This window comes from Chryseobacterium lactis (genome assembly GCF_003815875.1).
In the GTDB taxonomy this organism is placed as follows: Bacteria; Bacteroidota; Bacteroidia; order Flavobacteriales; family Weeksellaceae; genus Chryseobacterium; species Chryseobacterium lactis.
Window position 1 is genome coordinate 2,121,430 of sequence record NZ_CP033924.1, and the last position, 14,981, is coordinate 2,136,410.

Here is a 14,981-nt window from a genome sequence, read left to right on the forward strand (position 1 = left end):
TTCATACATTAGTTGTTATTAAATAAAGTATCAACAAAAATAATATATAAAAGAAATAAACATGAAAACAAGGACTCTTTTTATTTTTTCAGCCTTAGTGGTTTTAGCCTCGTGTAACGAAAGACATGAGAAAAAAAACAGAGAAAACAACGGGTGGGTAGAAAAAGTAATCAATAAAGAAAGTGGGCCGATCCAGCAGAAAGAATTTACTGGAGATTTTGATGAGATTCAGGTTTCACAGGCGATCGATGCTGAGGTGATCAAATCCGAAACAGAGAAAGTTGTCATTTCAGCTCCTCAAAGTATCATCAATGAAATTCTTGTCGATAATGAAGGTGGAAAACTCCATATTCATTATAAACGTGGCATCAGAGTGATGAATATCAATAATGTGACCGCAAAAATTTATACCAAAGACTTTACGAAGCTTGGTGTAGATTCTGCAGCAAAAATTACAATAAAAGATAAGTTTACCCAGGAAAAAACAGACGTTGAGTTATCAAGTGCCGGAAGCATTTCCGGAGATCTTGAAGCCAACGACTTTAATATCAATGCAAGCAGCAGCAGTAATTTCAGTGGAAAGATCTGGGCTGTAAATCTTGATATTGAAGCTTCTTCAGGTTCCAGTATTGATGTTTCAGGAAAAACAAAACATGCTGATGTTACTGCTTCTTCAGGCAGTAGTATTTCTGCACAGCAGGTAATTGCAGACAGTGTAGAAGCTGATGCATCCAGTGGTGGAAGTGTTCAGATGAGTGCCGTAACTTCCGTTAAAGCTTCAGCATCTTCCGGTGGAAGTGTAGACATTTCTAAAAAAGGTGAGCTGAAAAATGTGAGCAAAGAAGAAAGCAGCGGTGGAAGCGTAAACATCCAATAAATTAATCCTGGGACTCTTCCTCATCATCTTCGGTTGAGGAGGAGCCTTCCCAGTTTTTATTATCAAAATTAAGATTATCAAAAGCTAATAATTCCTCCTCACGCTGGAGGATTTCTTTTGTGGTAAATAATGCAATATCATCTTCTTCTTTCGATTTTGCCAGTTTTCTGATAGACGCCTTATCAATAGCCATAAACCTTTGTCCCAGACGTCTTGCAGCATATTTTCTCATTCCTGTCTCATGAAGAACGTCGATAGCCATATCAACAGCAGTTCCTAATGTTTCCCGATAAATATGATTAATACCATTGTTAAGATATTCATAAGCGTCAATTCTGTTTTTGGCTCTTACATAAATTTTAACTTTCGGATAATGTTCACGAACAAGCTCTGCGATAAACATATTGTCATCAGGATCATCCAGGCATAAAACTAAAATTTCAGCGTCTTCAATGCCCGCTGCTCTTAAAATAGGAATTCTTGTTGCATCTCCATAATATACCTTAAAGCCATAGCTTCTGAGTAATTTTACCCTGTCTGAATCTCTATCCAGAACAGTAGCTGATATTTTATTTGCTTTTAAAAGACGTCCTACCGTACTTCCAAAATGCCCAAACCCAACAATAATAATTTTCTTTTGACTGATATCATTGTCGAGAATATTAAAATCATTTTCTTCTTCAGGGATTTCCTTGATAAATTTTGGAGTGATGAATTTATCATTAAGAATAAGCAGAATGGGTGTTATACACATTGTAATAGCCGTTACGGCCATCAATTGAGCATTGAGTTCCGGACCTAAAAGATAAAGATCTGAAGCATAATTGATCAGTACAAAGGCAAATTCACCCACCTGCGAAAGTGCAAATGCATAAAATAAGCTTTGAGGATTATCCATTCTGAAAAACCTTCCGATAGTATATAATACAATAAACTTTACAAACAATACCGCAAAAACAGTAGTGAAAATAAATAAAGGATCTTTTTGAATAATATTAAAATTAATCGTGGAACCGACACTTACAAAGAACACAGCTAATAAAAGCCCTTTAAACGGATCGATCTGTGCTTCAAGTTCATGACGAAACTCGCTGTTGGCAAGCATTACTCCGGCAAGAAATGCTCCCAATGCAGGAGAAAGCCCGATCACCACCATCAGCTCAGAAACTCCGATCACCAGAAATAGAGAAGAAGCAGTCAGTAGTTCTGTCATTCCCGATTTTGAAACATATCGTAAAAAAGGGACAAATACATATCTGCCCAGCAAAATAAGTAAGGCAACACCAAAGATTACAGTTCCTGCCTGAAGCCATTCCGGAAGTTTCTGAATCAGGATTTGAATTTCATTTTCATGATGTTTTGCTTTATAGTTTGCAATGATCGGAAGTATAGCCAGAATAGGAATTACTGAAATGTCCTGAAACAGCAAAGTAGAGAATGAAGCTTCTCCAGCCATAGTCTTCAGGTTGTTCTTTTCCTGTAAGGTTTGGAGAACAATAGCAGTAGAGGAGAGCGCAAAACACATCGCAACCGCAATGGCTTTATCTATTCTCCAGCCTACACAGATGAAGACAAGGAATAGCAAAGAAATTGTGAGAAACATTTGCGTGAGGCCCAATCCCATTATTTTTTTTCGCATTTCCCAGAACTTTCGGGGCTCAAGCTCAAGACCTACCAGAAATAAGAGCATAATAACCCCGAACTCACTGGCATGCATGATATCATTAACATTGTGTCCCGTAAGTTTCAATGCATAAGGACCAATAATAATTCCTCCCAAAATATAACCGATTACAGAACTCAACCCCAATTTTCTGGCCAGTGGAACCATAATAATAGCTACACCTAAGAAAATTAATGTGTTCATTGCTAAGCTGGATTCCATAGGCTATTGATTGAGTAATTCTGTAAACTCTTTTTTATGTAAAATGATTTCTTTTTTAGACAGCTTGTTAGCTTCGTAAACGATTTTGATATGCTTAATATCTGCTTTGAAAACCTTTAAGGAAACAATCAGTCCGCTGATCAGTTCATCAATGGTATACTGGTAGGTTCCTGTTTTGCTGAAAGAACGTTCTTTTCCGCCGGTGGTTACCAGGATGTACACTTCTTTACCTTCCAAAGGATTTTCTTTTTCCGGAAGAAGCCAGTCGCGGTCAAAAACTTCATCAATCCATAATCTTAGCAAAGGAGGCATTCCGAACCAGATTAAAGGAAACTGAAAGATAAAACGATCATAATTGGCTAAACGTTTTCTTTCTCTGAAAGCAGCAATGTGAAAATCAGGATATTCTTCATAAAGATCACGTAGGGTATAATGCTGGTGTCGAACGTAGAAATTGATGAGCTCTACATTCGAATTGGAGTGCTCCAGATAAGGGTGTGCAAATACGGTTAATGTCTTCTTCATAATCCTGTTTTCAGTAAATATAGTAAAAAAATATTGAATTAAAGGCAGTATTTAGGTTGATTTGTTAATTTTTTAATATGTAAAAGTCAATTTAATATTAATAAAAATCAAAGAAATGCAGTTATTTTAGTTTTTTAAATAAAAAAATCAGGTCATTGAGACCTGATCTGTTTTTTATAGTTGTATTTTTTATAAGATTACCATCCACCGGATGCGCCTCCGCCTCCAAAGCTTCCACCGCCTCCGAAGCCACCAAATCCTCCGCCACCGCCGGAACTGCCACTACCAAAGCCTCCTCCTCCGAATCCACCAGGGAACGGGAAGAAGCCACCGGGATAATTTCTTCGTCCACGGCGTGTAATAATTACATCATCGTCATCATTATTTCCCCCACCGGGGCCGCCACCTCTGTTGCCAAAGAGAATGGCAATAATGATAAAAATTATAAAAGCAATGACCAGAACTTTAAATGCACTTCCGTTGCCGGAAGGTGCGGTAGTTGCTACAGGTTTAAATTTCCCCTGAACAGCATCCATAATAGCTGAGGTACCCCCGTTTATCCCTTCATACCAAAGCCCTTTCTTAAAATTAGGGGTGACGATATAATCAAGGATCTGTCCTGCTACCGATGCCGTAAGATACTGTTCAACAGCCCTTCCTTGCTGGATAGACATGGTTCTGTCTTCAGTTGCAATCAGGAAAACAACCCCATTATCCACTCCTTTTTTGCCGATTTTCCATTTCTGACCAAACATGGTCGCCAAAAAGTTGACATCCTCACCTTTGGTAGATTTGATGATAACCACTTCAATTTCTGTTGAGGTAGTATCTGCAAATTTGATCAGTTTATTATTAAGCTCGTCTTTTTCCTGTTGAGAAAGAAGATTGGCTTCATCGAAAACCGGATATAAAACCGCTGGTTTTTCGGGAATGGTGTATTGTGCTGATACAATCGTGTAAAAGCAGATCAATAAAAATGAAAATACTATTTTAAGAGAACGTAATTTCATTCGGAAGTTGGTTTGGGTTTTCTCCTTCTACAGGAAAGTATTTTTTGAGTTCAAGACCTGTTTCAAGGACGGCACTTTTGAGTGCTTTGTAATAATTTCCTTTTGCAAATTCAGCCGTAATATAGTCATGCAGATGATCCCAAAAAGATTGTTGTACCTTTTCATGTATTCCGATATCACCAATAATGGTTAAATATTTTTTTTCAAAATTGACATGAAAAAGCACAGCATTCCGGTCGGTCGTTTTATCCATACGAAGCTCTTTGAAAACCTCAAATGCTGTTTTAGCATGATGATCGTCTGTATGAGAATCGATGTGTACTCTGATCTCGCCTGTAGAATGGTCTTCTGCTGACTGAATCGCTTCCACAAGGGAAGCGATCTGCTGATTGGTAAGGAAATTACTCATTATTTGAATACTTCAGGGGCTTTTTGAGCGCCTGCTTCAGCCTTGAAATAAGGTTTTTCTTTAAAATTGGTGAAATTCGCCAAAATATTATTTGGGAAAGTCTTGATGGATGTATTATAATCCTGCGCAGCTTCGTTGTAGTAAACAGTTTCAGTTCTGATGCTGTTTTCAATGGCTGTATACTCTCTTTGGAAGTTAATATACTGCTGATCTGCTTTTAAATTAGGATAAGACTCCACCACAGCCATTAATCGGCTTAGCGCTCCTGATAATTCTCCCTGTGCAGCCTGGAATTTTGCAATATCGGCATCCGTCATATTGGTAGGATCGATATTGATTGACGTCGCTTTAGAACGTGCTTCAACGACTTGAGTTAACGTTTCCTGTTCAAATTTTGAATACGATTTTACCGTTCTTTCCAGATTAGGGATAAGATTTGCTCTTTTCTGATACACAGTCTCTATATTAGACCATTTTGTGTTGACATTTTGTTCTTTGGTAACAAAGCTGTTGTATCCGCTTTTTCCCCAGAAGAATAGAACTGCAACAATAATAAGGAGGGCAATACCAATTGTTCCGGCGCCCAGACATCCTTTATTTTTCATAGTTTATTTTTTTTAATTTTTTGTGCTAATCAAATATACAAATTATGTGCTAATTTTGTAAAAAATTATATTTGAATGACAACAATAGTGGTGGCAATGGGAGAGAAGAATGAGATTGGTTTTGAAAACCAGTTGCTTTGGCATCTTCCCAAGGATTTAAAGCATTTTAAAGATATAACTTCGGGACATCCGATAATTATGGGGAGAAAAACCTACGAAAGTATCGGAAAACCTCTTCCGAACCGTACCAATATTGTTATTTCAAGAAAAAAAGATTGGTTTGAGGAAGGTATTCTTATCGTAGGAAGCATTAAAGAGGCTGTGAAATTTGCTAAGAAAATTGATGAAGAAGTTTTCATCATCGGTGGTGGCAATATTTATGAGCAGACAATTGATATGGTAGATAAACTTGAAGTTACGATGGTGAAAGCTGATCTTGAAGCCGATACATTCTTCCCTAAAATAGATGCTAAGATCTGGAAAAAAACAAGTGAAATCTGTCATGAAAAGGATGAGAAAAACGCATATGATTTCTGTTTCCAGACTTTTGAAAAAATAAAAAGAGAAGCTTAGCAGTTTATTGTCATTTTTTGCTTAAGAAAGTGAACAGTGAATCGCTGCCCGATATGAAAAATTGATAAACACAGTGAATTGACCATTCACCATTGACTTTTTGAACTTTAAGCCTTAAATTTATTATCTTTGCACTTCTAAAATTTAAAAATGAATAAATACATAAAAATTGTAATAGCAGCGCTCCTTATCATTACAGGACTTTTGATGATGATTTTCACAAGAAATCTTGGATGGGGTATTGTTATTTTTCTGCTGGCAGCATTTCCAATTTTGCTTTTCTTTAAAAACGAATATATCCTTTTGGCATTCTGGCAATTGAGAAAACAAAATATGGAGAAAGCAGCAGAATGGTTGACAAAAATTACAAATTACCAGTCACAGCTTCACAAATCTCAATATGGATATTTCCATTATTTATTAGGATTAACGCAAGCTCAGGAACATCCTACGAAAGTAGAACCGTTGATGAAAAAGGCGCTGGAATATGGTTTGAATATGAAGCATGATAGAGCAATGGCCACTTTAAATCTTGCAGCTGCAGCTATTTCTAAAGGAAGAAAGCAGGAAGGACAGAAGCTGTTGGAAGAAGCAAAAAGATTAGACAGTGCAGGAATGATGACTGATCAGATCAAAATGATGAAGGATCAGCTTAAAATGCCTACAATGCAAAAGCATATGCATAACCCGAATATGAGACAAAGAGGGAAATTCTAACAGAATTTGAATCAACACTTAAGATATTGTAAAGAAAACAGCCGTTTCACAAAAGTGAAACGGCTGTTTTTAATTTTATTCTTTGATGATTTTTATATTTTGTAGAGAATTATTCTTGTCTTTGACTTTTATGATATATTCTCCTGGCTGAAGTTTTGACAAATCCCAGGCGGTTTCCGTAGTATTAGGTTGAGCAGATATTATTTTTTGACCGGTTACATTATATAATTCAAGTGAAGTTATATTTTGACTGTTAGAAATGTTGAGTTTATTTTTAACAGGATTCGGGTAATATTTTAAAGTTGTATTTTTTGTTATATCTACTGTACTTAAAGTGTTTTCAAAATATAATTTGATATTGGATCTACTTCCCGTTTGATTCATGTATGTTGTTTCTTTCCAAGGAAGATTTGGATTAGTTTGTAAATAATTAGTTTGTTTGCGATAGCTAGTACCTCCACTAAAACGTGGAGATGAACTATATGTATTATCAGAAGCTGTAGATGTGATAAGAAAAAGTAAATTTTTCGTCGAATCATTGTATGCAAATGGAGTAGTAAGCAGTATGTTTTGCCAACCTATTGTACTACAATTAACAATTCCTGAATAGACTAGTGTGTAATCATTTAAACTTGTAGGAGAGCCAAGTTCACTTTGAGTACTCATCTTCATGTAAATAGAAGCATTTATTTGACCATTAAAAGGTTGTGATTTTATATCCCAGCCAATTCTTGTAATTGTTCCGGTCATTCCAATTTCAGATCCATTGTAAAGTATTTCTGATGCAGCCTGAGCTGCTCTTTGAAATTGACGTGAAGAGCCGGTTGTTCCTGATCCGACAACGACTTCCTGTTGTGCTTGAATGGTACTCATTCCCAGCACCAATAAAAAAGTAGAAATAATGTTTTTCATTTTGTAAATTTTTTAACAAGATAAAAATAGTACAAAAACATATTTCTACATAATGGGATTTGAATATAATCAGTTGTTGTTCAGTTGATTGTGTTTTATTGTTGATAAATATAATTTTGTTGATAACAATCCTTTAAAATATTCTTTGTAAGTTATTTTTAATAGGATTTTGTAATGAATGCATAGGATGAATAAGTGTATTTATCTCAAAAAAAGAGGATCATATTCAATCAAATTTTTCTCATAATTACATTTCAGAATTGTGATCATAGCCATAAAATTTAGGCATTTGCCAATGGTATTTCACGGCAAAAGTTCTGATGGCAACGATTAGTAAAATCGTGAAGATTTGTATAAAAGTATAGGATAAAGTAGTATACTTGGTCATTAACAGAAATGCTGCACCCCCGACAATACATGCTGTCGCATAGATCTCTTTTCTGAAGATTAAAGGAATTCTGTTGAGCAAAATATCCCGGATAATTCCTCCAAAGCAGCCAGTGATGGTCCCCAGTCCGATACAGATTAAAGGATGGATTCCTACATTTAATCCTTTTTGAATTCCAATAATGGTAAATAATCCAAGGCCGAAACTATCAAAAATAAATAAAGTCACTTTGAAATTTTTTTCCAATGACTTAAACAGCATGGTAAATATACTGGTAACCAATATCAGAATACACATCAAAAGATCATGCATCCAAAATACAGGAATATCCAGCAGAAGATCCCTCACGGTTCCTCCTCCTACAGAGGTTACAAAGGCAATAATAAGTACACCAAACGGATCAAGCCGCTTCTGCATTGCTGCAAAACTTCCTGACATGGAAAAGGCAATGGTTCCCAATACCTCTATGGCAAAATTGAACTGTTCGTGCATAAATTATGAGTAATGAATAATGAGCAATCAGTAATAAAAATTATGCCATTTAAATCTGAGATAATTTAAACTTATAGGTAGTCATAACTTTTACAAGTTCTTCACATTCTGTTTTTAAAAGTAAAATTTTTTCCGGATTTATATATTCTAAATCTTCAATAATTTCAAGCCAAAGCTGTGTTTCGTCAATTTCTTCGACTACTATGCACATTTTAGCAAATTTTTCTTTATCAGATCTTGCCCTGGACACTGCCCTGTAATTGGCTGCAACAGAAGTTGAAGATCGAATAATTTGTTTTCTGATTATTGAAATATCATCAGAATAGGGTAATGATGAAAATGTTCTAATGATAGCAATAGAAAAATTTTTGGTTCTTTCCCGAAAAATCTGATTAAAATCCATACTATCAGAATTATTCATTACTAATTGCTCATTACTAATAGATTTACTTCTCCACTCTTACCGAGTCCGGAACTAAAAGTTCATACTCACCTCCGTGATTAATAATCTCTCTTACAATGCTGCTGCTGATGAAAGATTTGCCGGATGACGTGAGTAGAAATACAGTTTCTAATTTTTTATGAGCTAATGTTCTGTTGGTATGGGCAATTGCCTTTTCAAATTCAAAATCAGCCGGATTTCTCAATCCTCTGATAATGTACTGAGCGTTTTTTTCAAAGCAATAATCAACAGTCAGTCCCTCGAAATAATCTACTTCTACATTGGGGAATTCTGCTACAGAATTTTGAATGAATTCCATTCTCTTTTCCAACGGGAACATATATTTCTTCTGGGAGTTTTGTCCGATGGCAATAATTAATTTATCAAATAGCGGTGCCGCTCTCTCTATAATATCGTAATGTCCTAGTGTAATCGGGTCAAATGACCCAGGAAAAACAGCAATTTTCATGTTGTACGAGTTATGATTTTACGTTAAGAATTATGAGCCATAAAGATATCCCATCTATAGCTTCTCATCTTCAATTTTTAACTTCTAAATTATTTATTAAGTGCTTTTTCAACTTCATTTCCACAAAGATCCATAATGGAAATTCCATAATGTTTTGCTTGTTGAGGAAGAATACTTGCTGGGGAGAACCCCGGGTTGGTATTCATTTCCAGCATATAAGGAATGCCGTCCATCAGAATATATTCGCTTCGTGAAAAACCACTCATACCAAGAGAATTGTAAGCTCTTTTTGCAATTTCTTCCACTCTTTTTGTGGTTTCTTCATCAATTCTGGCAGGTGTAATTTCTTCAGAAGCTCCCTCGTATTTGGCTTCATAATCGAAAAACTCATTGGTAGGAACGATTTCTGTAATTCCCAGAACGATAGTTTCTCCCTTAAAGTCGATCACTCCCACAGATACTTCCATTCCGTTCAGGAAACTTTCGATCAGGATTTCATTATCTTCTTTGAAAGCTATTTCTGTTGCTGCAATTAATTCTGATTTTTCTTTTACTTTGGAAATTCCCAGAGATGATCCGGATTGATTCGGCTTTACAAAAAGAGGAAGGTTTAATTCGGAAACGATTTCATCAACATTGATGTCTTCTCCTTTTCTTAAATAAATGCTTTTTGCGGAAGGAATTCCATATTTGGATAATACAGCGAGTGTATCTTTTTTATTGAAGGTAAGGGCACTTTGATAAAAATCACAACCTGTGTATTTTTGACCTATTGCATCCCAATACGCCTGTAATATTCCATTTTCACCTGGTGTTCCATGGATAATATTGAAGCAGGCATCAAATTTTAATTTTTCACCGTTATTTAGTGTGACAGAAAAATCTCCTCTGTTGACCTCATATTTTTTATCATTTTCTCCTAAAAAATACCATTCATCTTTAAGGACTACGACCTTATATACATCATAAAGATTTCTGTCTAAGGAATCATAGATCAACTGCCCGCTTTTTAAAGAAACTACATATTCATCAGAATAGCCTCCCATTACTACGGCAACACGTTTTTTGTTCATAACCATATAGTATCAATTAAGGCAAATTTAATGATTTTATATAATGCAATACGGGAAATAAGGAAATTTTAAGATCAAAAATGAATTGTGTTAAATAAAAAGCCCATTCTAAAATTATTAGCTATATTTGCGGTTGTAATTAAAGTAATTTTAAGTATGCTTAAATCACTTTTCAATTGGAAAGTTTTACTGAATTTAGTAATAGCCATCGGCGTTTTCGTAGGTCTCGTGTGGCTTACATTTCGTTGGTTGGAATACCATACGAACCATGGTCAGGAAATTCCTGTTCCCAATGTAGTCAATAAATCTGTACATGATGCAGTAAAAATATTAGATGATACCGGACTGGAATATGAGGTTGACAGTACCAATTATGATCCTAAGTACAGGCCTTTTCAGGTGCTACAGATTTATCCGGCACCGGGTTCCCGTGTGAAGGATGGAAGAACAGTGCGTTTAAAGGTTAATCCAAGAACATGGGCTCAGATTGCGGTACCTGATGTTATTAATAAATATTCAGGGCTGGCATTCCAGAGATTGGATCAGGTAGGTCTTAAAATCGGAGATACCATCTATGAACCAAGTATTCAGAAAGATGCTCTTTTGAGAATTTTATATAAAGGAAATGCCGTAAATCCGGGTGCCCGTTTACCTCGATTCTCTGTTATTGATGTAGTTGTAGGATCAGGTCCTATGAGAAATATTTCAATTCCTAATGTTGTAGGTCTCTCAGTAAAAGAAGCAAGAGCGGTCATTACAAAGAGTATGTTTGAAGTGGGATTGGTAGAACACGAAGAGGGTAGTAAGGATGAATCTGATATTATTTATTATCAGGATCCGGCTTCTGGAGATGTTCGTGACCAGGGAATGCAGATTGACCTTTGGGCAAGTAAGAAAACTCCGGCCGAGTTAAGAGCCAAGGTTGAGCAATTGAACTCTATCTACCGTATGAAAGTAGATACTTCTCTGCCACCGGTACAATATGAAGAAGTTCACTCTGAACCAACTTATGTACCACCTGTTGCTCCTGTACCAAAAAGAGAGGTTCCTAAACCGGAGCCTGTAAAAACTGAGGCACCAAAGACTCAGAATACTCCAAAACCGGCAGCATCAGCTACTGATAAGCCTAAAACTTCTAGCGGAAACAATAACCAGGCTTCAGGAAATACCCATAAACCTGCTGCATCAGGGACTAAAGAACCGGCGGAAAAACCAAAAGCTAAAAAGGTAGTCGTAGAATAATACGAAACTATTATAAATAAAATATAGGCTTCAACTGAAAAATGTTGAAGCCTTTTGTATAAAAATCAAAAACAATGTCAGAAGATAACGAAGATTTTTTAGACGAAGAGTTATTAGACTCCAACAGTATTGAAAACATCGATATAGACGAAGAAAATAAGGGGTTGTATGAGCACCTTAATATCACTGTTGATCCCAAGCAGGAACCTTTGAGAATTGATAAGTTTCTATTGATATACAGGCAAAATTCTTCAAGGAATAAAATTTCACAAACCTGCAGAGCGGGAAATGTTATAGTCAACGGTACCGCTGTAAAGCAAAATTACCGTGTAAAGCCGGGAGACCAGGTTTCAGTGCTTCTCACGCACCCTCCGAGAGAGAATGTGATCGTTCCACAGGATATTCCGGTTAATATTATCTATGAAGATGATGATCTGGTTGTCGTGGATAAAGAGCCGGGAATGGTAGTCCATCCGGGACACGGAAATTGGGACGGGACATTGGTGAATGCATTGGCTTATCATTTTGAAAAGAACGGGCAAAAATCTGACCTGGACAGAGTAGGTCTTGTTCACAGGATTGATAAGGATACTTCCGGACTTCTGGTCATTGCTAAAAATGAATATGCATTAAGCTTTCTGGCCAAGCAGTTCTTCAACAGAACTACAAAAAGGCTGTATTGGGCTTTTGTGTGGGGAAATCTTAAAGATGAAGAAGGAACCATAAGAGGACATATCGGAAGACATCCTAAAAACAGAATGCAAATGTCTGTCTATGAAGATGGAAGTCACGGGAAACATGCGGTTACCCATTTTAAAGTATTGGAAAGATTCAAGTATATGACCTGGGTAGAGTGTAAGCTTGAGACAGGAAGAACTCACCAGATCAGGGCACACTTCAAGCATATCGGGCATACTTTGTTTAATGATGAAAGATATGAAGGGCATACACCGTTGAGAGGAGTAAATCTTCCAAAATACAAACAATTTATCAAGAATGTCTTTGAAATTTTACCAAGACATGCTTTGCATGCGCATACCCTAGGATTTATACATCCTACTACAAAAAAGGAATTATATTTTGAAAGCCCAATGCCCAAAGATATGGCGGATGCCGTAAAAAAATGGAGAAATTATTTAGAAAACTAAAAATATATTGAGATTTTTTTTATATTTGTTGAATTGAAATCAAGATTTGTTATGAGAAAACTATATGCTATCGTATGTTTAGCTCTTTTGTCAAATGCATACAAAGCACAAGAATCACTACCATATTATCAACAGTATCTTTTGGATGGTGACTTCCTGTTCAACCCAGCTCAATACGGAAAAACAGATTACGTACAGCTGAATGCCATTTATCAAAAGCAATTTTCAAAATTCAGCGAATCCCCAAACGTACAATCAGTGGGAATCAATGCAAACATTTTCGATAGAGTCGGTGCCGGTTTAACCGTTTTCAGAGACAGCAACGGAGCTGAATCTGCAGGTGGTGTTACAGCGGGTGCTTCATATTTTATTCCTCTAAGTAGTGACGGAGAAAGAAAAGATCAGTTCTCTTTCGGTACTAGTGTAAGTTTGTATAATAGAAATTTTGACTATTCTAAAATTAACGTTGAAGAACAGGGAGATCCATTAGTAAGAGGAGATCAAAGTAATATCTTCATGGCGTATGCTAACTTCGGTTTGGCTGCTACGTATAAAAACCTTTTTGGAGGGGTATCTGTAAATGATATTGCATTAGGTAACGATAGACCTATCGTTAATGGTTATGAACCTTCACCGATTAAGTTCTTCTTAAATTTGGGATATAACTGGCATATTGCTGACAATATCATGATCACGCCGGCAGCTATGATTAACCTGAATACTAACTCTACAAGAGTAATGGATTACAATTTAATGGCTACGTTCTCTAATGATATCAATGCATTTTCATTTGGGGTAAGCTACAGAGCTGCTCAAAACAGATTCGATAGCCAGCAGTTGGAAATCGCTCCGGTTGTTAAAGTAAGATTTAATAAATTTATGATTGGTGCTACTTACAACCTTGGATTGTCTGATATCCAGACGTATGGTGGAAACAGTTTCATGATCGGTCTCGGGTACAACTTCGATAACTTTATTAATGTTAGAGGATATAGATACTAAATCAATTTAATTTAAATAAATTTGAGCTCTGAATTTTTCAGAGCTTTTTTTATGATATATATTCACATTCCCTTCTGTAAACAAAAGTGCAGCTATTGCAATTTTCATTTTTCAACATCCCTTAATTTTAAGGATGAAATGCTTCGAGCAATGAAAACCGAGCTCTTGCTTAGAAAGGATGAGTTACAGAACAAAAGTTTAAAATCGCTTTATTTCGGAGGTGGAACTCCTTCTATTCTTTCCGTGGACGAGATCAACTCTTTGATTGATGAAGTTTTGCGTTATTTTAGCTTTGAAAAAGATATAGAAATCACATTGGAAGCTAATCCCGATGATCTGGATAAAAACTTTTTAAAACAATTATCCCGAACTCCGGTTAACCGTCTGTCCATTGGTACCCAAAGTTTTTTTGAAGAAGATTTAAAATTGATGAATCGTGCTCACACGGCTTCTGAAGCTGAAGGATCTATCAAACGTGCCCAGGATTTCGGCTTTGAAAACCTCAGTATTGATCTGATTTATGGTTCCCCGACTTCCAATCTGGAAATCTGGAAAGAAAACCTGCGTAAAACAATAGCGCTGGAAGTTCCTCACATTTCTTCATATGCTTTAACGGTTGAGCCTAAAACAGCTTTGGAAAACTGGATTTCAAAAGGGAAAGTAAAAAGCCCAAAGGAAGAGGAGCAAAACAAAGAATTCTATTATCTGTCAGACTTTTTAAAAGATAATGGATTTGAACATTATGAAGTTTCCAACTTTGCCAAACCCGGATTTTATTCCAGACATAATTCTGCGTACTGGAAATATCAGGAATACCTGGGAATAGGCCCTTCCGCACATTCTTATAACGGATTTGATGTCAGAAGCTGGAATGTTGCCAATAATCAGCAGTATATCAAAAAGCTTAACGAAAAAGTTTTAGCAAAAGAAGAAGAAATTCTTTCACAGGAAGATCAGTTTAATGAAATGATTATGATTGGGCTGCGAACAATTTGGGGCGTTGATCTTTCAAGCTTAAAGAATAAATTTCCCGATAGAGTAATGGAATATTTTCAAAAAGAGATACAACCGAAAATAGCAGAAGGTATTTTAATTATCGAAAATGACCACTTAAAAATTCCCGAAAAACATTGGTTTATGGCAGATGGGATTGCATCGGATTTATTTCTGGTATAACGTTATTTAATGTATATTTGAAGTTCAACTTTAAAT

General features: G+C 36.1%; 17 protein-coding genes. 7 read left to right on the plus strand and 10 right to left on the minus strand.

Annotated elements, in window-relative coordinates; genetic code table 11:
* Window positions 1-61: 61 nt before the first annotated feature.
* Window positions 62-877, plus strand: coding sequence for a head GIN domain-containing protein (locus tag EG342_RS09145; RefSeq protein ID WP_103291671.1), 816 nt, complete (start codon window positions 62-64; stop codon window positions 875-877).
* A gap of 1 nt (window position 878) precedes the next feature.
* On the opposite strand, the gene EG342_RS09150 is transcribed toward EG342_RS09145, so the two are convergent.
* From EG342_RS09150 to EG342_RS09170, 5 genes are all read right to left on the minus strand, one after another.
* The gene (locus EG342_RS09150; protein WP_103291670.1) at window positions 879-2,762 is read right to left on the minus strand and encodes a monovalent cation:proton antiporter-2 (CPA2) family protein; all 1,884 of its coding nucleotides are present in this window, start codon (window positions 2,760-2,762) and stop codon (window positions 879-881) included.
* A gap of 3 nt (window positions 2,763-2,765) precedes the next feature.
* Complete coding sequence (locus EG342_RS09155) at window positions 2,766-3,287, minus strand: NAD(P)H-dependent oxidoreductase (RefSeq protein ID WP_103291669.1); 522 nt, start codon at window positions 3,285-3,287, stop codon at window positions 2,766-2,768.
* Window positions 3,288-3,484: 197 nt separating this feature from the next.
* Window positions 3,485-4,297, minus strand: coding sequence for a TPM domain-containing protein (locus EG342_RS09160; RefSeq protein WP_103291668.1), 813 nt, complete (start codon window positions 4,295-4,297; stop codon window positions 3,485-3,487).
* Window positions 4,278-4,706, minus strand: coding sequence for a TPM domain-containing protein (locus tag EG342_RS09165; protein WP_394338013.1), 429 nt, complete (start codon window positions 4,704-4,706; stop codon window positions 4,278-4,280). The genes EG342_RS09160 and EG342_RS09165 overlap by 20 nt, the downstream gene beginning before the upstream one ends.
* A complete protein-coding gene (locus EG342_RS09170; RefSeq protein WP_103291666.1) occupies window positions 4,706-5,311 on the minus strand; it encodes a LemA family protein in 606 nt (201 codons plus the stop codon). The genes EG342_RS09165 and EG342_RS09170 overlap by 1 nt, the downstream gene beginning before the upstream one ends.
* A gap of 75 nt (window positions 5,312-5,386) precedes the next feature.
* Here EG342_RS09170 and EG342_RS09175 point away from each other — a divergent pair, with 75 nt between their 5' ends.
* Window positions 5,387-5,884, plus strand: a complete 498-nt coding sequence (locus tag EG342_RS09175) for a dihydrofolate reductase (protein WP_103291665.1) — start codon at window positions 5,387-5,389, stop codon at window positions 5,882-5,884.
* A gap of 150 nt (window positions 5,885-6,034) precedes the next feature.
* The gene (locus EG342_RS09180) at window positions 6,035-6,601 is read left to right on the plus strand and encodes a hypothetical protein (RefSeq protein WP_103291664.1); all 567 of its coding nucleotides are present in this window, start codon (window positions 6,035-6,037) and stop codon (window positions 6,599-6,601) included.
* A gap of 75 nt (window positions 6,602-6,676) precedes the next feature.
* On the opposite strand, the gene EG342_RS09185 is transcribed toward EG342_RS09180, so the two are convergent.
* The 5 genes from EG342_RS09185 to EG342_RS09205 form a co-directional block, all read right to left on the minus strand.
* Window positions 6,677-7,513: a T9SS type A sorting domain-containing protein gene (locus tag EG342_RS09185; protein ID WP_103291663.1), complete on the minus strand. Its 837-nt coding sequence runs from the start codon at window positions 7,511-7,513 to the stop codon at window positions 6,677-6,679.
* Window positions 7,514-7,760: 247 nt separating this feature from the next.
* Complete coding sequence (locus tag EG342_RS09190; RefSeq protein ID WP_103291662.1) at window positions 7,761-8,393, minus strand: trimeric intracellular cation channel family protein; 633 nt, start codon at window positions 8,391-8,393, stop codon at window positions 7,761-7,763.
* A gap of 49 nt (window positions 8,394-8,442) precedes the next feature.
* Window positions 8,443-8,796, minus strand: coding sequence for a four helix bundle protein (locus tag EG342_RS09195; protein ID WP_103291661.1), 354 nt, complete (start codon window positions 8,794-8,796; stop codon window positions 8,443-8,445).
* 43 nt (window positions 8,797-8,839) lie between these two features.
* Window positions 8,840-9,304, minus strand: coding sequence for a pantetheine-phosphate adenylyltransferase (gene coaD / locus EG342_RS09200; protein WP_089028976.1), 465 nt, complete (start codon window positions 9,302-9,304; stop codon window positions 8,840-8,842).
* An 89-nt stretch (window positions 9,305-9,393) separates the two neighbouring features.
* Entirely contained in the window at window positions 9,394-10,377 is a 984-nt protein-coding gene (locus EG342_RS09205) for a D-alanine--D-alanine ligase (RefSeq protein WP_103291725.1), read from the minus strand.
* A 156-nt stretch (window positions 10,378-10,533) separates the two neighbouring features.
* Between EG342_RS09205 and EG342_RS09210 the strand changes: the two genes are divergently transcribed.
* The 4 genes from EG342_RS09210 (at window position 10,534) to hemW (ending at window position 14,945) form a co-directional block, all read left to right on the plus strand.
* Window positions 10,534-11,619, plus strand: coding sequence for a PASTA domain-containing protein (locus EG342_RS09210; protein WP_103291660.1), 1,086 nt, complete (start codon window positions 10,534-10,536; stop codon window positions 11,617-11,619).
* A gap of 74 nt (window positions 11,620-11,693) precedes the next feature.
* Complete coding sequence (locus EG342_RS09215; protein WP_185126896.1) at window positions 11,694-12,767, plus strand: RluA family pseudouridine synthase; 1,074 nt, start codon at window positions 11,694-11,696, stop codon at window positions 12,765-12,767.
* Between the two features lie 51 nt (window positions 12,768-12,818).
* Entirely contained in the window at window positions 12,819-13,769 is a 951-nt protein-coding gene (locus tag EG342_RS09220; protein ID WP_103291659.1) for a PorP/SprF family type IX secretion system membrane protein, read from the plus strand.
* Window positions 13,770-13,820: 51 nt separating this feature from the next.
* Entirely contained in the window at window positions 13,821-14,945 is a 1,125-nt protein-coding gene (hemW, locus tag EG342_RS09225; RefSeq protein WP_103291658.1) for a radical SAM family heme chaperone HemW, read from the plus strand.
* Window positions 14,946-14,981 lie beyond the last annotated feature (36 nt).